At 46.5% G+C, this 18,145-nt stretch carries 19 protein-coding genes, 1 tRNA gene, 1 rRNA gene and 1 riboswitch; of the genes, 6 read left to right on the top strand and 15 right to left on the bottom strand.

The window, feature by feature from the left end:
- The first annotated feature begins 76 nt into the window (after positions 1–76).
- Positions 77–212, top strand: a riboswitch (cyclic di-AMP (ydaO/yuaA leader).
- 3 nt (positions 213–215) lie between these two features.
- The 3 genes from DMN77_RS22005 to DMN77_RS21995 all read left to right on the top strand — a co-directional run bounded on the left by DMN77_RS22005 (position 216) and on the right by DMN77_RS21995 (position 1,943).
- Positions 216–686 carry a C40 family peptidase gene (locus DMN77_RS22005; RefSeq protein ID WP_068778067.1) on the top strand — a complete coding sequence of 157 codons (471 nt, stop codon included), beginning with the start codon at positions 216–218 and terminating at the stop codon, positions 684–686.
- Between the two features lie 240 nt (positions 687–926).
- Positions 927–1,451, top strand: coding sequence for a GNAT family N-acetyltransferase (locus DMN77_RS22000; RefSeq protein ID WP_179016311.1), 525 nt, complete (start codon positions 927–929; stop codon positions 1,449–1,451).
- A 135-nt stretch (positions 1,452–1,586) separates the two neighbouring features.
- Entirely contained in the window at positions 1,587–1,943 is a 357-nt protein-coding gene (locus DMN77_RS21995) for a c-type cytochrome (RefSeq protein ID WP_068778065.1), read from the top strand.
- A gap of 112 nt (positions 1,944–2,055) precedes the next feature.
- Here DMN77_RS21995 and DMN77_RS21990 read toward each other — a convergent pair whose 3' ends face one another.
- Together DMN77_RS21990 and DMN77_RS21985 are read right to left on the bottom strand one after the other, a co-directional pair.
- Positions 2,056–2,355 (bottom strand): 4a-hydroxytetrahydrobiopterin dehydratase, encoded by a 300-nt coding sequence (locus DMN77_RS21990; RefSeq protein WP_068778064.1) that lies wholly within the window; start codon positions 2,353–2,355, stop codon positions 2,056–2,058.
- 163 nt (positions 2,356–2,518) lie between these two features.
- The gene (locus tag DMN77_RS21985; protein WP_068778063.1) at positions 2,519–2,812 is read right to left on the bottom strand and encodes a hypothetical protein; all 294 of its coding nucleotides are present in this window, start codon (positions 2,810–2,812) and stop codon (positions 2,519–2,521) included.
- Between the two features lie 189 nt (positions 2,813–3,001).
- On the opposite strand from DMN77_RS21985, the gene motA reads away from it, so the two are divergent.
- Both motA and motB read left to right on the top strand, forming a co-directional pair.
- Positions 3,002–3,805 carry a flagellar motor stator protein MotA gene (gene motA / locus DMN77_RS21980; RefSeq protein ID WP_068778062.1) on the top strand — a complete coding sequence of 268 codons (804 nt, stop codon included), beginning with the start codon at positions 3,002–3,004 and terminating at the stop codon, positions 3,803–3,805.
- Positions 3,789–4,586, top strand: a complete 798-nt coding sequence (gene motB / locus DMN77_RS21975; protein WP_068778061.1) for a flagellar motor protein MotB — start codon at positions 3,789–3,791, stop codon at positions 4,584–4,586. The genes motA and motB overlap by 17 nt, the downstream gene beginning before the upstream one ends.
- Before the next feature lie 84 nt (positions 4,587–4,670).
- Here motB and rluF read toward each other — a convergent pair whose 3' ends face one another.
- Together rluF and DMN77_RS21965 are read right to left on the bottom strand one after the other, a co-directional pair.
- Positions 4,671–5,372 (bottom strand): 23S rRNA pseudouridine(2604) synthase RluF, encoded by a 702-nt coding sequence (rluF, locus tag DMN77_RS21970; protein WP_068778060.1) that lies wholly within the window; start codon positions 5,370–5,372, stop codon positions 4,671–4,673.
- A gap of 18 nt (positions 5,373–5,390) precedes the next feature.
- On the bottom strand, positions 5,391–7,295 hold the full coding sequence (locus DMN77_RS21965; protein WP_179016310.1) for a HAMP domain-containing sensor histidine kinase: 1,905 nt from the start codon (positions 7,293–7,295) through the stop codon (positions 5,391–5,393).
- Between the two features lie 344 nt (positions 7,296–7,639).
- On the opposite strand from DMN77_RS21965, the gene tadA reads away from it, so the two are divergent.
- On the top strand, positions 7,640–8,137 hold the full coding sequence (tadA, locus tag DMN77_RS21960; protein WP_179016309.1) for a tRNA adenosine(34) deaminase TadA: 498 nt from the start codon (positions 7,640–7,642) through the stop codon (positions 8,135–8,137).
- A 118-nt stretch (positions 8,138–8,255) separates the two neighbouring features.
- On the opposite strand, the gene DMN77_RS21955 is transcribed toward tadA, so the two are convergent.
- The 11 genes from DMN77_RS21955 to rrf form a co-directional block, all read right to left on the bottom strand.
- Complete coding sequence (locus DMN77_RS21955) at positions 8,256–9,122, bottom strand: YitT family protein (protein ID WP_068778101.1); 867 nt, start codon at positions 9,120–9,122, stop codon at positions 8,256–8,258.
- A 245-nt stretch (positions 9,123–9,367) separates the two neighbouring features.
- Positions 9,368–9,523 (bottom strand): small acid-soluble spore protein P, encoded by a 156-nt coding sequence (locus DMN77_RS21950; protein WP_082789891.1) that lies wholly within the window; start codon positions 9,521–9,523, stop codon positions 9,368–9,370.
- A 147-nt stretch (positions 9,524–9,670) separates the two neighbouring features.
- A tRNA-Ser gene (locus DMN77_RS21945) sits at positions 9,671–9,759 on the bottom strand.
- 61 nt (positions 9,760–9,820) lie between these two features.
- Positions 9,821–11,104, bottom strand: coding sequence for a serine--tRNA ligase (serS, locus tag DMN77_RS21940; RefSeq protein WP_179016308.1), 1,284 nt, complete (start codon positions 11,102–11,104; stop codon positions 9,821–9,823).
- A gap of 175 nt (positions 11,105–11,279) precedes the next feature.
- The gene (pdxT, locus tag DMN77_RS21935; RefSeq protein ID WP_179016307.1) at positions 11,280–11,864 is read right to left on the bottom strand and encodes a pyridoxal 5'-phosphate synthase glutaminase subunit PdxT; all 585 of its coding nucleotides are present in this window, start codon (positions 11,862–11,864) and stop codon (positions 11,280–11,282) included.
- Between the two features lie 78 nt (positions 11,865–11,942).
- Entirely contained in the window at positions 11,943–12,824 is an 882-nt protein-coding gene (gene pdxS, locus DMN77_RS21930; RefSeq protein WP_068778055.1) for a pyridoxal 5'-phosphate synthase lyase subunit PdxS, read from the bottom strand.
- A gap of 89 nt (positions 12,825–12,913) precedes the next feature.
- Positions 12,914–14,296 (bottom strand): D-alanyl-D-alanine carboxypeptidase family protein, encoded by a 1,383-nt coding sequence (locus DMN77_RS21925; RefSeq protein ID WP_068778100.1) that lies wholly within the window; start codon positions 14,294–14,296, stop codon positions 12,914–12,916.
- 173 nt (positions 14,297–14,469) lie between these two features.
- Complete coding sequence (guaB, locus tag DMN77_RS21920; protein ID WP_068778054.1) at positions 14,470–15,930, bottom strand: IMP dehydrogenase; 1,461 nt, start codon at positions 15,928–15,930, stop codon at positions 14,470–14,472.
- A 354-nt stretch (positions 15,931–16,284) separates the two neighbouring features.
- Positions 16,285–16,878 carry an ATP-dependent Clp endopeptidase proteolytic subunit ClpP gene (gene clpP, locus DMN77_RS21915; RefSeq protein WP_068778053.1) on the bottom strand — a complete coding sequence of 198 codons (594 nt, stop codon included), beginning with the start codon at positions 16,876–16,878 and terminating at the stop codon, positions 16,285–16,287.
- A 66-nt stretch (positions 16,879–16,944) separates the two neighbouring features.
- Positions 16,945–17,745: an RNA polymerase sigma factor gene (locus tag DMN77_RS21910; protein WP_179016306.1), complete on the bottom strand. Its 801-nt coding sequence runs from the start codon at positions 17,743–17,745 to the stop codon at positions 16,945–16,947.
- A gap of 182 nt (positions 17,746–17,927) precedes the next feature.
- Positions 17,928–18,044 (bottom strand): 5S ribosomal RNA (gene rrf, locus DMN77_RS21905).
- Positions 18,045–18,145: the final 101 nt, after the last annotated feature.

The following is an 18,145-nucleotide window of genomic DNA, read 5'->3' as shown; positions in this document are numbered from 1 at the left end:
GGTTTGGTAAAATGACCAATGTAATAGTAACAAGTTTGTAATCTTTGTTGTAACTATCGTAACTTTTGGGTGCATCAACTAAGAACAGCCGAATTCCCCAGCACCCGGGAAACGGGAGAACCATTTAGGGTGAATTGGCCGCAATCCTGCCGCCATAGGGAACCTTCAACCGAATCCGCAAGCTAACCTCGCAGGCCTTGGAAGGAGCTTACATCTTGAGAAAAACAATCATCGCAGCCGCTGCAAGCCTAGCCATCTTCTTCACCATGCAAAGCGGCAATGCTTTTGCGAGTACCACTCTTACTAATGTTGTTGACTCGGTATACGGTACACCTTACAGACTTGGTGGAATTAGCGCCAGCAGCGGCTTTGACTGCTCAGGCTTCACCAAATACGTATATCAGAAAATGGGCGTAACCCTACCTCGCGTATCAACAGATCAGTTCAAGCAAGGCACTGCAGTAAGCAAGAGCCAGCTGAAGCCTGGCGATCTCGTCTTCTTCAATACGACGGGTAAAGGCGTCTCCCATGTAGGCATTTATGTGGGTAATGGAGAATTTGCACATTCTTCCTCCTCTAAAGGCGTTCGGATCGACAGCTTGAGCAATAGCTACTACAAAACGCGTTATGTAGGCGCCAAGCGTATCCTTAGCCAATATACTTATTCTCTGTATGCCCAAGCCTAATCTTCAGCGTTCAACCATTTAACTTTCATTCATTCATTTATCATCATTTATAACTATATAATGCAATTGATTCCACGCCCGGAATCAATTGCATTTTTTTATCTCCGATCCTGTAGCGCATCGTGCAAGCAAAATATTCTAAAATCGCACTAACACCTTTACAAGGAATAGAATTCCCGTTAGAGTGAGTTTAAAAAGGTATCTAGCATCGTATCATGCAATAAGCAAGGAGGCGTAAATATGGAAAAGTATATTCCGAAATTTCTTATTGTACCTATGGAAGAAGACCATGGCGCAGACATCTGCACCTGGCGCTACGATTCTCCCTATGACGTATATAGCTGGCTCCCTTGGGAGCAGATGAAGGCGCTCGATGTAGAATTCGGCAATCCTGCACTACGGGCCGAACAATACGCCTCCCTATTGGATGAAAACGGCGGGCTCGCGGGCTTTGCCCAATACTTTCCCCTCAAAGGAGTAACCCGTATTGGGGTCGGGATGAGACCTGATTTATGCGGCCATGGTTACGGTAAATCATTTGTCATCGCGATCGTGGAGGAAGCGCTGCGTCGTAAGCCTGATAATGAGGTGGATCTTGAGGTTCTGACCTGGAACAAAAGAGCGATCCGAGCCTACCAGAAATCGGGCTTCGTGATTACTGATCTATATGAGAAGATGACGCCCGGCGGCATTTCCAAACCATACTATTGTATGGTATTTCGCGGATTCCCTAAAGAGGGAGAGTCTGGTCATATTGAACTTTAATGTTGTCTGTGATGATTTGCATATATTTTCAAGAAAACACTAAATTATCATTACTTTTTTTGTCACAAACGCTATGATCCACTGCAATGTTCCGGTATAATGGAATGGATAGCTTACATAAAAGGGGCGATTCGTGTGCAGAAATGGATCATGAGCGGATTACTCGGCGTGGCATTCATTATGGCCATCGTGTTAATTTTCACCTTACCTGGTAAAGAGGAAGTGGCCAAAGAGGCCAAGCCAACCATGCCTGAAATTACTCTCAATGTTGATCAGGCCGATGCTACGATCAAGGCAAACTGTATCAGTTGCCATGGCGATCAACTGCAAGGTCAAGTTGGTCCGAATTTGCAGAAAATCGGAGCTCAATTAACAGCGGATCAGCTCTACGGCATCATCAAGAAAGGCAAAGGACAAATGCCGACCTTTAAGGATAGGCTGAAGGACGAAGAAATTGCGAACGTAGCCCTCTGGCTTGCGGAGCAAAAATAATCGCAGCACAAAGAACGCCCGCCAAGGGGATCCCTGGTGGGCGTTCTTCTATACGAGCCGGCTGTATAACATTGAGTTCCACTTCCAGCCGGGGTAGAAGCCTATCGATGCATCAGCCTACAGAACGCGCCTTCTCGAAAGCCTCGTTGTACTGCTGTGCTTCCTTAATATCAACGGCCGTTATACCGCCTTCCTCCCATGATGTCAGCCGAAGCGTCACTGTTTTATGGTCAATGGTTATAAAAGGGTGATGATTGAACGCCTCTGATATGGCTGCAACCTCATCGACAAAAGCGATTCCCTTCATATAATTAGAGAAGGTATATTTGCGAACGATCCATCGTCCTTCCTCTAGCTCCCATCCTTCCAGTCTCTCTAAATGCGCTTCTATTTCCTGCGGTGTAAACGGCATTTTTATTTCTACCTCCCGTTCGTTCTCAAAAAATATCCCCATATCATTCTTGCATCTGAACCGTACATGAGATATTAATTCATTATATTCTTCTATTCAACGATCATGCTATCCAATATATTACCATAGCGTTTACTGTATAAACAAAATAAGGGAATAAATATTAAATCAATGCAACGAAATCCAGTTCATCCTCTCCGATTAGGAAATTGATGCGATGGTTGTCCGCATCATAAATCACTACTGCGCTGCCAACGGAAATAACCGGCTCCGTGCCTAACGCAAAGAACAAGTCCTCGGCCAGCGCCTCCTGGACCTCCAGCTTCTCCTCCTTCGAGAGGATCTCCCATTCAGAAGCCTCCATCTCAAAGAAAATATAGCTATCAGATATCTGGCCTACCGCCTTCGTGAGATCTGCCAAAATATATTCATAATCTCTGCCATGCTTTACGCCCACGATGATTCTTCTCCCTTCACTCTAACGAATATTCAATCGTAGTCCCATTATACCGGAAAATCGCCCTTAAAAAAAAAGGGAATTCTGTCGATAAAAAAGATAAGCCATTTCCATAAAATCAGAAATGCCGTTCTGCAAGGATGCGGGTGGCAGAATTATGGAATAATTATCTCAAGGACGAGGTGTGCAATGGAAATCTCAACGATTATTGGACTTATTCTTGGACTCGTAGCACTCATTTGGGGAATGTTCCTAAAAGGTGCGCCGATCGAAAGCTTGGTCTCCAACCCCGCGGCCTTTGTCATTATCTTCGTGGGTACCGCTGCGACTCTATTCATGGCGTTCCCGCTATCTGAGCTGAAGAAATTTCCGAAATTGCTCAAAATGACGGTCGTCAAGCCAAAAATTATTACGAAGGGTGAACTGATTGCGCTGTTTGCGGAGTGGGCCACAATTACCCGCCGTGAAGGGCTGCTCGCTCTGGAAGCCAAGGTAGAAGAAATTAATGACGATTTCTTGCGGAACGGAATGCGGATGATCATTGACGGCAATGATCAGGAATTTGTACAGGATGTCCTGACAGAGGACATCGCCGCTACGGAAGAAAGACACAAGGCAGGGGCGCAGATCTTCTCACAAGCCGGAATGTATGCTCCTACGCTCGGTGTACTCGGTGCCGTTGTCGGTCTGATTGCAGCATTGTCAGATATGAGCGATGTCGATGTTCTCTCCCATGCGATCTCAGGTGCATTTATCGCAACCGTGTTCGGTATTTTCACCGGTTACGTACTGTGGCATCCCATTGCCAATAAACTTAAACGTCTCTCAAAGAAAGAAATAGAGATTCGACTCATGATGGTAGAAGGCCTGTTATCCATTCAATCCGGGGTGTCTACAATCGCAATTCAACAAAAGCTTGCTGTATTCTTAACCCCTGCCGAACGCGCTCAAATCCTAGAAAAGGGGGCGGGTGAAGGTGCGCAAACGGAATAAACGCAATCAAGAGCATGAAGAGCATGCAGACGAGAGCTGGCTGCTCCCTTATTCTGACCTTATGACCCTTCTGCTTGCCATGTTCATCGTCCTGTTCGGAATGAGCTCCGTGAACGCGGAGAAATTCAAAGCGGTCAGCGATGCCTTTAACAACGTGCTCAGCGGCGGATCGGGGATTCTGGATCAGAGCTCATTCAATAGTAACGACATGCAATCCTTCAAAGCACAGCCTAAGCCGGACGAAGTAAAAGCGAGTGTAAACGAGCTTAAGCGTAGGGAGCAGGAAAACCTGGAAGGGCTTAAGAAACAATTGGATAACTATATTAAGCAGAATGGGCTGACCAATGATCTTGATACGAAGCTCAATCAGTCCCAGCTGATGATTACGATCAGCGACAAAGCGCTGTTCCCTTCAGGAGAAGCCGAGGTGAAGCCGGATGCCCGTAAGCTGGCCAAAGCCATCTCGGACATGCTAGAGCAGTTCCCGGACTATGAGGTTATCGTCTCCGGTCATACTGACAATGTACCGATATCCAATAAAGAATTCCCTTCAAACTGGGATCTTAGCTCCGCCCGGGCATTGAATTTTATGAAGATATTGATGCTGAATACACAGCTTGATCCACAGAAGTTCAGTGCGATTGGATACGGCGAGTATCATCCGGTATCCACCAACGACTCAGCAGTCGGCAGAGCACAGAACCGCCGCGTCGAAGTATCGATTATTCGCAAGTATGTCGATCCGGATCAGAAGCTAGGTGTAACCACGGCTCATGAATAAAAAAAGATGGAGACCAGAACTCTGGCTCCATCTTTTTTATTACCTCGTGCTGTTCATGAAGGTCTCATATAATTACCAAGCTTGTTACAGCTTATAATTCAACATCCCACCAAGCTCTCTTTTCTCCTGCTCGTTCAAATCCCGCCACGTTCCAACCTTCAATGATCCAAGCTGGATATTCATAATACGAATCCGCTGCAGCTTCTGTACTTCATACCCAAGCGCACTGCACATACGGCGAATCTGGCGATTCTTGCCCTCGACAAGTATAATCCGGAAGGTTCGATCAGAGATTCTTGTAATTTGGCAAGGCAAGGTCATGGCGCCCAGGATTCTAACGCCCTCCCCCATCGCTTTCAGGAACGAAGGCGTAATCGGGCGGTTTACTGTAACGATATATTCCTTCTCATGCTTGCCTTCAGACCGCAGGATCTTGTTGACTATGTCGCCATCGCTGGTTAGCAGAATCAATCCTTCGGAATCCTTATCCAAGCGTCCGATTGGGAAAATACGTTCTTCATGTCCAATAAAATCGACGATGTTGCCTTTGATATGATGCTCTGTCGTACTCGTAATCCCGACAGGCTTATTCAGAGCGATGTAGACGTGCTTAGACGGCTTCTCCTGAAGAGGAGCCCCATTAATCCTCACATCATCTCCTGGCTCGGCCTGACTTCCCAGCTGAGCGGTTACACCGTTAATCGTTACCTTGCCGGACTCGACCAGCTTGTCTGCCTCCCGTCTGGAGCAATAGCCTGTCTCGCTGATAAATTTATTGATTCTCACCGTTGTATGGTCACCCCGTTATGCTATTTCTTCGCCCGTTGTGGTCGCAACTGGCTCTTGAACTTCCTTGATTCGCGGCAGGGTAATCGTCACGGTCGTTCCCTTACCCAGCTCACTATCGATTTCAAACATTCCCTTATGGCCTTCTATGATACGCTGACTGATCATTAGTCCGAGGCCTGTCCCCTTCTCCTTGCTCGTATAGAAAGGTTCTCCCAGCTTATCCAGCCGTTCCTTCGATATCCCTTCCCCTTCATCAATGAACCGAATCGCAATGTAATGCTCGTCATTGTCAGCGACCTGGAGCGTGATCCTTCCTCCTCCGGGCATCGCCTCCATTGCATTCTTCAACACATTAATGAACACCTGCTTTAATTGATTCTCTTCACAGTGTACCAGAAGAGGGGAAGTAGAGAAATGGTGCTCGAACACAATATTATGTAAATGCGCTTCACTATCCAGCAGCGATATCACATCGCCGACGGTATATCTGACATCCTTAATTTCGAACTGAACTGCCTGCGGCTTAGCTAGAATTAGAAATTCACTCACAATCATATTAATCCGCTCCAGTTCAGAGAGCATGATATCTGTATGTGTGTCATTGACGGTGCGCGTGCGCTGCTGCAATTGCAGGAATCCTCTGAGCGTAGTCAACGGATTGCGTATCTCATGCGCTACACCAGCCGCCAGCTGCCCCACCGTCCGCAGCTTCTCCGCGCGCCTGAGCAGTTCCTCCATTTTATTATGCTCCGTCATATCCCTTGAGATGTTGATCAGTGATACGATCTCACCGTCTTCATCGAATATCGGAGAGACGCTAATGCTTACATTAACTAATCGCCCATCCTTGCAAATGCGAGTTGTCTCAGCCAGGACATAAGGACGCCCCTCCCTAAGCTCCTTCAGCCAGGATTCTCTCTCCTCTTGATAAGAATAGGGCACAAAATCAAGCCTGGTGCCGACGATCTCCTCGCTATTCCAGCCATACAGCTGTTCGAACGCCCGATTTACTTCCAATATCCTGTCGCTTAGATCTGTTACATGAATCGCATCCGCCATCTGATTAATAATCGACTCCAGCCGTTCCTTGATTACCTGGTTCTCGTCGTTCTTCAGCTTCAGCTCTTCTGTATGATGCCCCATATAATCCGCCATCCTGTTGATCTGTTGTCCCAGAAGACCAAGCTCATCTTGGCGCTTTATCTCGATTTTGGCCTGGAAATCTCCCGAGGATAACCGGTTCACCTTATACAAAATGTCTTGAATCGGCCGAATCAGTTCTCCGGCAAGAATATAACTTGAGAACACGACGATTTGCAACAATATAATGGAGATTGAAATTTCGTTAATCACCTGCTTGGTGATCGCTGCTGAAATAGGTTCATAGCTGGAGATAATTCGAATCATGTAAGGCTGTTGATTGCTCGGTTGAATGGGGATAAGACACTCTAGTACGCGTTTGCCGTTAATGATTGTATCCTTGAGTAGGCTTGTCCCCTTCTCGGCGGATTCTGCGGATTTCTCAAAGATATCAGTCTCATTCTTATACTTATACGTGCCAAATAGGATGCTGCGATGATCACGAAGTTCATCGGGGAAGAAACCTGTGATCTCCAATAGATGCTGGTTGGACCGGAGAGATTCATTCACAATTCTTTCCGGACTTGTCATGTCTAACATTCCGCCAAAAGAAGAGCCGTTCCCCATTTGTTGGCCGATTTCATTTCTCTTCACATAATCATATATGGAACGGGATTGTTCCACTGCCAGAGCAATTTGCTTAGCGATTAACATCATATTAGCTTCACTGTCTCTGCGAAGATTGTCACGAGTTGACAGAAAACTAAGAACAATGTTAACCGTTAATAGGGCCAGAGCAAAAAGAGACATCACTATAGATAATTTGAATTTAATGGACAAATGATCTTCTCACCTCTTGCAGGACATTGAGGTTAATGTCGAATCTTGCTTTGATACTACCCTCATCATAACCGTATTGTAAGATTTTGCAAAGACGTTGAAATTCCTATTTCCTTTATCTACAATTAAGAAAAAATATCTATTTTCTGCGTTTTATTTCCCGAAACCGCAAAAGTTATGCACAAGTTATGAACATATACACAAGGAAAAAGTCTAATATGTGTATAATAATGGGGATAAATAAGCAGTTATGAACAGTGTTATCCACAACATGTTAACAACGAATATTTGTTCGTTGGACAAAATACTGAATTTTTGATCTGAACAACCGCGAATGGAGCTGAATGGTCATGTCATTACCCTTAATGCACGAACCCCCTGCATCAACTTTTCCCCACGACTACTGGATGCGTGAAGCGATCGCCGAAGCGCGTAAAGCCGAAGCGATTAGCGAAGTGCCTATCGGTGCTGTTATTGTTCGTGGAGATGAAATTATAGGACGAGGATATAATCTAAGAGAAAGTTCACGGGATGGAACAGCCCATGCTGAAATGATCGCGATTCGTGAGGCTAGTGTATATCTGGATGCTTGGCGGCTGTTGCATTGCCGTCTATATGTAACCCTCGAGCCCTGCCCGATGTGTGCGGGAGCTATCGTCCAATGCCGAGTGCCGCATGTCATCTACGGTGCCGCAGATCCGAAGGCAGGCTGTGGTGGAACCATTATGAATCTGCTGCAGGAACCGAGGTTTAATCACCGCACAGAATTAACTGCAGGTGTGCTGGAAGAAGAGTGTGCGGACCTGCTCAAGCAATTTTTCAAGCAATTGCGCCAAAAATGACGCAGCATAAGAGAGGAAAGTTCACCCCCCTTATATAGCTAGGCTGGCTCGGAATTGATCCGAGCCAGCCTATTTAAACATATTATTAACCAACGCAGTAAGACCGTCTTCAAAGCTACTAATGAATAGCTTTTTTCTTGAAGCGCCCGCCTTTTACGTCATGGATATTTCCTACAGCCATAAAAGCATTCTCATCGTAATGATTAACGATTTCTTTAAGCTTGGCTTCTTCCAAGCGAGTAATTACACAAAATATAACCCGTTTCGGATCACCCGAAAATCCGCCCTCACCGGACAAATAAGTAACGCCACGACCCAAGCGGCTCAATATAGCAGATCCGATCTCATCGATTTGATCGCTAATGATCCAAACCGATTTGGATTCATTGAGACCATCCACTACGATATCAATTGATTTATAAGCGATATAATAAGCTAACAATGAGAACAAAGCACGCTCCCAGCTGAATACAAACCCTGCACTTAACAGTATGAAGAAGTTAAAGAACATAATAATCTCGCCCACGGAAAATGGCGTTCTGCGTGAAATCAGAATAGCTACAATCTCTGTTCCGTCCAATGATCCCCCAAACCGAATAACCATACCTGTCCCTAAACCGAGCAAAATTCCACCGAATACAAAAGCAAGCAGCGTGTCGCTGACAAAGGGGTCAACCGGGTGAAGCAATGTCGTACCAAGAGACATAACCGAGATTCCTAGCAAGGTAGAAATCGCAAAGGTCTTGCCAATTTGCTTATAGCCAACAATCAGGAATGGAAGGTTAAAAAGGAACAAAAAGATACCAAGCGGTAATTCAGATAAATAAGAGGACATTACGGAGATACCGGTAATTCCGCCGTCCGTAATCTTGTTCGGGACTAGGAATAGCTCCAGCGCTACTGAGACAATAATGGCACCTACAACAATAAAGATGGATCTCATCAGGATATTCCCTATAGACTTCTGCTTATGCTGTCTAATCATTTGGGATTTCGCTGCCTCAGAGATCGTATCCAAGTTGACAGAGTTCAAACGCATCACGTTCCTTTCATTTTCTTTAGTATAATTTTAGAGTTTCTCTCCCACTCGTGAGCGTCTCGCATGGTCAAGGCCCTACTTATATTATGACATTTTCTTTGTCTCATGTCTTGTTTATTTCAATTTAAGATAAAAAAAATCCGGCGATTTGCCGGAAGTTTGAAGCATCCAATCCATCTTATTTTGATACATTAGCCCTGTGGATTATGATGACTCACATGGTTGCGGTTCTTGACCTTCTTAGAGCCAGACAGCGGCTCTGGACCATCATGTTCCCTGTCATCCCTACGACGGTTATTCTGGTCTGTCTGCGTTCCTGGGGTTGTATATCCTTTAGGCTTGGTCATGTCGTAATTCCCTCCAATTCCATTGATATATCCCCCTGTAACTTGTGAAGAAACGACCCGCTTTATACAACAAAAAAATGAGGATTCTCATCCTCATTTCGGTTTGCTTCTATATACTGCCTTGATCAAGGTTAATGAAAAATAATCTGGCGGAGAGGATGGGATTCGAACCCATGTGGGCTTGCACCCTAACGGTTTTCAAGACCGCCCCGTTATGACCGCTTCGGTACCTCTCCAAGTATGAATCTGATTCGCGTAACAAATCAGATTCTAACATATTTTTTTTGCATGATCAAGTTATTTTTTTGTTGTGATCTTTTCTACGCCGCCCATATATGGACGAAGCACCTCAGGAATGACCACATTGCCATCCTCTTGCTGATAATTCTCCAGAATAGCAGCAACAGTACGCCCTACAGCCAAACCAGAGCCGTTCAAGGTGTGGACAAATTCCGGTTTTGCCTTTGGTTCCGGACGGAAACGAATATTAGCCCGACGTGCCTGGAAATCCTCTACATTCGAGCAGGAGGAAATCTCACGGTACATATTGCTCTGTGGCAGCCAGACCTCAAGATCATACGTCTTAGCCGCTGTAAAGCCAAGATCAGCCGTACATAGAGCCAATACGCGGTAAGGCAGGTCCAGGAGCTGCAGCACGCGCTCTGCATTCGCCGTCATTTGCTCCAATTCGTCATAGGATGTCTCCGGATGGACAACCTTGATCATCTCTACCTTGTTGAATTGATGCTGGCGGATCAATCCGCGCGTATCCCGTCCAGACGCACCTGCCTCAGAACGGAAGCAAGAACTGTATGCCACATATTTCTTCGGCAGATCCTCAGCATTCAGAATTTCTTCCCGATGATAGTTCGTTACAGGAACCTCTGCGGTCGGAATCAAGTAATAACCTTCCTCCGTCAGCTTGAATACATCCTCTTCAAACTTCGGAAGCTGTCCTGTGCCGTACAAACTGTCGCGATTAACGATATATGGGGGCAGCATTTCTACATAGCCGTGTTCATTGCTGTGCAAATCCATCATAAAGTTAATCAAGGCCCGTTCCAGGCGCGCTCCCAGACCCTTATAGAAAGTGAAGCGCGATCCGGTTACTTTGGCACCTGCTTCGAAATCAAGAATGTCCAGGTCCGTCGCGATATCCCAATGCGCCTTCGGCTCGAATGAGAACGAACGCGGCTCGCCAATACGGCGCACCTCCACATTATCATCCTCAGAAGCCCCGATCGGTACGCTGCTATGCGGAATGTTCGGAATGCTCATCGTTAGATTGTCGATCTTCACTTCGAGCTCACGAACTTCTTCATCCAGAGCCTTGATACGATCACCAACCTCGCGCATTTCCGTAATGAGATCATCCGCATCCTCTTTGTTCTTCTTACGCTTGGCCACCTCAGCAGATACTGTGTTACGACGGTTCTTCAGCGCTTCACTCTCCTGGAGCAGCTCCCGGCGCTTCTCATCAAGCGGTAAAAAATCCGAGATCATCTCCAATGATTTACCCCGGTTCTGAAGAGCTTGTTCGACACGAGCGTAGTCATTTCTTAATATTTTTACATCTAACATGGATAGTCCCTCCTAGAATCATCCCGTAGCAGGCCGTGCCGATTACAAGCTGAACAATAGACGCCGGGATCGCTTAAACGACAAGAATCAATCAAAAAAACAACCTTGACCCTTGGTAAGAGTCAAAGGTGTCTTTAATATCAGCTTTATAGAAGTTGTTCAAATGAACTCAAACTTATTGTACGGCCGCTTGGTAAGTCTTAATCATCTCTGTAAAATAAGTATGCAGGGAATAATCATCCGTAAGCTCCGGATGGAAGGAAGAAACGAGAAGATGTCCTTGCCGGGCCGCTACAATCTCATCATTGTAGGTCGACAGAATATCAACTTCATTTCCCACCGCTGTAATTAAGGGTGCGCGAATAAATACAGCTCTGAGCGGCTCTTGAAGTCCCTTCACATCAAGATTCGTCTCGAAGCTCTCACGCTGGCGCCCAAAGGCATTTCGGGAGACTTTGATATCCATCAGCCCGAGATGCGCTTCTTCTCCGCTTTCTATTTCTTTGGCCATTACGATCAGTCCGGCACAAGTGCCAAATATCGGCTTTCCTTGCTCCGAGAACGCCCGAATAGCTTCAATAAATTCGTATTTCCGCATCAATTTGCCGATCGTTGTACTCTCGCCGCCCGGAATAATCAATCCATCCAGCTCTTCAAGCTGCTCAGTATGCTTCACAGCGACGCCCTCTGCTCCCGCTAGCTCTATGCTGCGGATATGCTCTGTTACAGCACCTTGCAACGCCAATACTCCTACCTTCATGGCCAAACCTTCTTTCTCTATCCAAGCTATCGACTTAAGACGCGATTCATGAACCATGAAGCGCGCCTCGGAGTCATCTTACCAACCGCGATCGGACATACGCTCAGCGGCGGACAATTTCGAAATTTCGATACCTTTCATCGGCGTACCCAGGTTCTTGGATACTTCCGCAATCAATTTGTAATCTGTATAATGGGTAGTCGCTTCTACAATCGCCCGAGCGAACTTCTCAGGACTATCCGATTTGAAAATCCCGGAACCGACGAATACGCCGTCAGCACCCAAATGCATCATCAGGGCAGCGTCTGCAGGAGTAGCCACTCCGCCAGCGGCAAAGTTTACAACCGGAAGCTTGCCAGCCTCATGGACTTCAAACAGCAGATCATAAGCCACGCCCAGATTTTTGGCTTCAGCATACAATTCGTCCTTGGACATGTTCTGTACTTTGCGAATTTGGCTATTGATCAGACGCATATGACGCACAGCTTCAACAATGTTCCCCGTTCCTGGTTCACCTTTTGTACGAATCATCGATGCGCCTTCGCTAATACGGCGAAGCGCTTCACCCAGATCCTTCGCACCGCAGACAAACGGAACGGTAAAATCACGTTTATCAATATGGAAGACTTCATCTGCCGGAGTCAGAACTTCACTCTCATCCAGATAGTCTACCCCAAGCGATTCCAAAACTTTAGCTTCCACATAATGACCGATCCGTGCTTTGGCCATAACCGGAATAGATACTACTTTCATGACTTCTTCAACGATGGTTGGGTCAGCCATGCGGGCTACGCCGCCAGCTGCACGAATATCGGAAGGAACCCGCTCCAAAGCCATAACAGCGGTCGCACCAGCTGCTTCAGCGATCTTAGCTTGCTCGGCATTCATAACGTCCATAATGACGCCGCCTTTTTGCATCTCAGCCATACCTCTTTTAACTCTCGATGTTCCAGTTTCCATAAATTCCACGCCTCCCGATAATAATCTAACTTGATATTTTACATCAGTCGCCTAAAATATACAACCCATTCACTCGGAATTTATTCGTTCTAGAACAAATTCTTAATGCCGTTGAACAAATCGCTAAAGAAGTCACCGATTGCCCGCATGAAAAGCTTGAACCAGTTGGCCTTCTCTGCATCCTGGGAAGTAATTAGGTCAACCGTCTTCTCCAATGTCTGATTCATTCCATCTGGCTTCAAGGTGTAAGTCACTGTTCCAACCTTGGTTCCCTTTGGAAGCGGAGCTGTCAGAGATGCGCTTTCCGGCGTCATCGTGACTTTGGACTCCACCTTACTGATGTCCGCACCCTTTGGAATAACAAAGGCCACTTCTTGGCTGCTTACAAGCGGAACCTCAGTGTTCTTCGCCTTCTTCACCGTAATTGTCTCAGATCCAGTTACCGTCGCATTAGGAGCAACGACCTGTTTGGTCTCGAAGTTGTTAAAGCCGTAGTCGAGCACTTTGCGCGTTTCAACAAAGCGCGCCGAATCACTGGAGGTGCCCATCACGACGCTGATCAGACGATGACCATCACGAACGGCGGTTCCCGTAAAGCAGTTGCCTGCATTTTGCGTATGGCCTGTCTTCAGGCCGTCAAGACCTTCATAAGCATATTTTTTGAAATTGGTTATGTTCTTATTAGCTTCAAGCATCCAGTTCAAATTGACGATTGGTGTCTTATCGCGCTCTCTGAATTGGTATGTCTGCAGCGAAGTAAATTGGTTAAAATCCGGATGGTCAGTTACAATATATCGAGCCAAAATAGCCGCATCCTTGGCCGACATCACTGTCTCCTGATCCCCAGGAGTACGAAACTCCTCCGGCATATCCTTAATATCAAGACCTGTAGAATTGGCGAAATGAGCTGTAGTCATCCCCATACGCTTCGCTTCATCATTCATTAATTGCACGAATTCCTGCTCGGAGCCGGCCACAAATTCGGCCAAAGCAACCGTTGCATCGTTGGCTGAGCCAATTGCCATGGCGGCATAGAGGTCCTTAACTGTATGCTGATCCCCTTCAGCCAGGAAAATCCGTGATCCTTTAGTCAAAGAAGCATTTTTACCTGTAGTTACTACGGTATCCCAACTGGTCTTACCTTGCTTCACATACTCCGCCACGATGTACTCAGACATCATCTTGGTCATGCTTGCAGGTGGCAATGCTTCTTCACCATTTACGTCAAGCAGAACTTGCCCGGTCTCCGCATCCATCAGAATAGCCGATCCTACCTTCAAATCGAGAGATTCTACGGATGGTATAGCCGCTCCTTTTGCAGGAGTGGTTGATTTCGTCGTTGTTGTCGATTCTTTTTGCGTCGTTTGCTGCGTTCCAGTCTCAGCCAGCGCCATCGCTGGAACCAGAGAGAAGCACAACATATTCAAAACCAATATAGAAGCAGCACTTTTACGAATAAAATGCGGTTTCATAGTTTGCTTGGAAGTCGGAATTGCGCGTTGTTTTCTTTTCAGTTTCAATGTTCCTTAAGCTCCCCTCATATTCTCGATTATTGCTTAGTCTATTCTATCACAGGGCACCCTGCAAAAAAAGACAGGCCCAGCGATTTCCGCCTGGCCTGTCTTTCTCCAATCTCTTTCTTCTATTAACTAATAGAATAGTTAGGTGCTTCCTTCGTAATTTGGATATCATGCGGATGACTCTCACGAAGTCCCGCGCCTGTAATTCGTACAAATTCTGTATCGTTACGAAGCTCGTCCAGATTCTTGGCTCCACAGTAGCCCATACCTGAGCGAAGTCCGCCAAGCAACTGGTGAATCGTATCGGCAAGCGGCCCTTTATAAGCTACGCGGCCTTCAATTCCCTCGGGAACCAGCTTCTTGTCATCGTCCTGGAAGTAGCGGTCCTTGCTGCCTTGCTTCATCGCAGCCATAGAACCCATACCTCTGTATACTTTGTAGCGGCGCCCTTGGTAAATTTCAGACTCGCCAGGGCTCTCTTCGGTACCTGCAAACATGCTTCCCAACATTACAGCATGTCCACCTGCAGCCAAGGCCTTGGTAATCTCGCCAGAATATTTGATACCGCCATCGGCAATAATCGGAATGCCGTATTCACGAGCTACCGTAGCACAGTCATAGATCGCTGTGATTTGCGGTACACCGATTCCGGCAATTACCCGGGTCGTACAAATCGAACCTGGCCCGATACCCACCTTAACGACTGAAGCGCCCGCCTTAATCAGTTCACGCGTAGCTTCACCTGTTGCCACATTACCTGCGATAATCGTCAACTCAGGATATTTTTTACGGATATCAGACACCGCTTCAATAATATTAATATGATGACCATGTGCAGAGTCGAGCACGATGACATCCGCACCAGCACCCACCAATGCCTCAGTCCGTTCAAACATATCCTTGGAAATACCTACAGCCGCTCCAACCAGCAGCCTACCTTGGGAATCCTTAGCCGCATTCGGGAATTGGATCGCCTTCTCAATATCTTTAATTGTAATAAGTCCTTTGAGAATATTATTGTCATCCACTAATGGCAGCTTCTCAATTTTGTGTTTCTGCAGAATAACCTCTGCCTGTTGGAGGGTTGTACCTACAGGTGCAGTCACCAAATTCTCATGAGTCATAACTTCACTGATCTTGATGCTGTAATCATGCACGAAACGCAAGTCACGGTTCGTCAAAATGCCAATTAGCTTATTATTCTCATCTACGATCGGTACGCCGGAAATCCGGAATTTACCCATTACTGTCTCTGCATCAGAGACAAGATGATCAGCCGTCAAGGAGAACGGGTTCGTAATTACACCACTTTCCGAACGTTTAACCCGGTCCACTTCCTCTGCCTGCTGTTCAATTGGCATGTTTTTATGAATAATACCAATACCGCCTTCGCGAGCAATTGCAATTGCCAGAGCTGATTCAGTTACCGTATCCATGCCCGCACTGATCAAAGGCACATTCAACTTCACACGATCGCTGAGCTTAGTCGATACATCAACTTCCTTAGGCAATGTTTCTGATTTGCGAGGGATTAGTAGTACATCATCAAATGTTAAGCCTTCTTTGTTAAATTTGCTTTCCCACACCTTGAAATTTCCTCCTTTAGTTTGAACTACCATTCGACCGATTCCCGTATAAATCAAGGCCAATTCCTTACTTACGAAAATATATTAATTGCAATCTTAGCAAAGCCCCTATAGGCTGTCAAGAAAATGTGTCAGGAAAAAAGGTTAGGCTCCTCAGCACACACGACTGTCCATCAGCGGTGTACATATCTGCAATTTCGAACATTTTATGATCATAATACTGCCCCAAACGCTTCATTTTGATTCCGATTATTGGATGGATAGCTTTAGACGAAACAGGGACTGCCCCTCTGCAGCGAAAGCTACATTAGAACAATCCCTCAATTTTAAGTATGCAAATTATCTGCCTCAGAACTATATATGATGCTGCCCTTGAATGATTTCATCGATAACCCCATATTGCTTCGCTTCCTCCGCGGTCATGAAGAAGTCACGGTCCATATCCTTCTCAATCCGCTCCAGCGGCTGCCCCGTTCGCTCCGCTGCAATTTCATTAAGTCGACTGCGAATGCTAATAATCCGTCTGGCACTAATCGCGATGTCGCTTGCCTGCCCTTGCACACCACCATGAGGCTGATGAATCATAACCTCGCTATTCGGAAGCGCAAACCGCTTCCCCTTTGTACCAGCTAACAGCAAAATGGCCGCAAATGAAGCTGCCATCCCCGAACAAATCGTCTGCACATCCGGCTTAACATATTGCATCGTGTCATAGATGGCAAAGCCAGCTGAGGTCGCGCCACCGGGACTATTGATATAGAAGTGAATATCCTTCTCCGGGTCCTCCGCCGCTAGAAATAGCATTTGCGCCACAATACTGTTCGCAACGGTATCATTAATCTCCGAGCCTAAGAAGATAATCCGGTCCTTCAGTAGTCTGGAGTAAATATCATACGATCGTTCTCCATGGGAGGTCTGGTCAATAACATAAGGAATCACTGTACTCATCTTGTATTGCCTCCTTTAAAAAGGTTGGTTAACTGCGTTGTCAATCTACACCGTTCAATCCACAGCTTAAGCTGCCATGCTCCGGAATAGGTCGTGACCGAGCAGCAGGCTAAACGGTTTCATCTCAGCATGGGTCTTCTGTCTGGATCTATCCTTATGCACGTATTGCACCGCAGGAAGAACATCCCTGCTTCCTTCGTTCATTAACAGGAGCAATGCTGCAGCATCCTGTTCATGGAATGCCTTAATATAGGCATAGACCGTGCTCTCATCCACTTGCGAGGCAGGGTAAGAGCTGAACAGTCTCTTTACCTTGCCTGAGTCATCAGCCTGCCTCTTAGGGTCTACCAAGGCCTTTAGCTTGGTCCGGACACGATGCAGCAGGGCCTTCACCGCACCCTCGGTCATATTCAACATCCCCGATACTTCTCTAGCTGTGAACTTCAGGCCGTCGATTAATAGAAGGACCGTCCTCTGCTCCGGATTGAACCTCTGAATCATCAACTCCATGATGTGATGGAAAGCAGAAGGATCATAAGGCGGGTACGAACTCAACGGCGCTTCTAATTGCTCAGGTTCCACAGGCAACGATACCGTATCCAGGCGCTTCCGTCGTCCCTGGTCAATCCATGCATTACGAGCAGCGCGATATAAGAAGGCCCGGGTTATATGAGCCTGTGCCAATGGCCTCTCCTGCACATAGACCCATACCTTCATCCAAGTCTCCTGAGCCAGATCATCCCCTTCCCAGACCGAGCCTGTCAGAGAACGGCAATATTTCTGCAGCACCCGATGATGCTCCTCGATCCATTCGGGAGAAGCTTCTGTATCCTCAACCTTTGGGTTCATGGGAATAATTCGATCCACTCGGCCATACCTCCTTACCATCTGATGATCTTTCTGTTCGCTCCTTACAGAGCCTTCACTGTAATAAACGAAAAAATCACCGCAATCGATACGGTGATATAAATTTTATCGTAAGTTATTCTGTTCTTATTGTATTCCATATACAAAAGAACCACCACCGATTAACGGCAGTGGTTCTTATCGCTTGGCGGCTTCCTACTCTCCCAGGACCCTTCGGTCCAAGTACCATCGGCGCTAGAGGGCTTAACGGTCGTGTTCGGGATGGGTACGTGTGGAACCCCTCCGCCATCGCCACCAAACGTTCAAGGTTAATCCTTGAAAACTGGATACGAAACTCATTTTGCATATTTAGATGTTTTTTGGATAAGCCCTCGACCGATTAGTACCTGTCAGCTCCATA

The organism is Paenibacillus sp. 79R4 (assembly GCF_013393165.1).
In the GTDB taxonomy this organism is placed as follows: domain Bacteria; phylum Bacillota; class Bacilli; order Paenibacillales; family Paenibacillaceae; genus Fontibacillus.
Note: the sequence above shows the minus strand (reverse complement) of the source record. Positions and strands in the feature narration are given on the sequence as shown.

Bases quoted from the DNA above. Each gene is read 5' to 3' on its own strand.
- tadA (WP_179016309.1), top strand. From the start codon at position 7,640: ATGGTCATGTCATTACCCTTAATGCACGAACCCCCTGCATCAACTTTT.
- DMN77_RS21925 (WP_068778100.1), bottom strand. From the start codon at position 14,296: ATGAAACCGCATTTTATTCGTAAAAGTGCTGCTTCTATATTGGTTTTG.
- motA (WP_068778062.1), top strand. From the start codon at position 3,002: ATGGAAATCTCAACGATTATTGGACTTATTCTTGGACTCGTAGCACTC.
- DMN77_RS21990 (WP_068778064.1), bottom strand. From the start codon at position 2,355: ATGCCGTTTACACCGCAGGAAATAGAAGCGCATTTAGAGAGACTGGAA.
- clpP (WP_068778053.1), bottom strand. From the start codon at position 16,878: ATGAGTACAGTGATTCCTTATGTTATTGACCAGACCTCCCATGGAGAA.
- serS (WP_179016308.1), bottom strand. From the start codon at position 11,104: ATGTTAGATGTAAAAATATTAAGAAATGACTACGCTCGTGTCGAACAA.
- pdxS (WP_068778055.1), bottom strand. From the start codon at position 12,824: ATGGAAACTGGAACATCGAGAGTTAAAAGAGGTATGGCTGAGATGCAA.
- DMN77_RS22000 (WP_179016311.1), top strand. From the start codon at position 927: ATGGAAAAGTATATTCCGAAATTTCTTATTGTACCTATGGAAGAAGAC.
- DMN77_RS21955 (WP_068778101.1), bottom strand. From the start codon at position 9,122: ATGATTAGACAGCATAAGCAGAAGTCTATAGGGAATATCCTGATGAGA.
- DMN77_RS21950 (WP_082789891.1), bottom strand. From the start codon at position 9,523: ATGACCAAGCCTAAAGGATATACAACCCCAGGAACGCAGACAGACCAG.
- pdxT (WP_179016307.1), bottom strand. From the start codon at position 11,864: ATGAAGGTAGGAGTATTGGCGTTGCAAGGTGCTGTAACAGAGCATATC.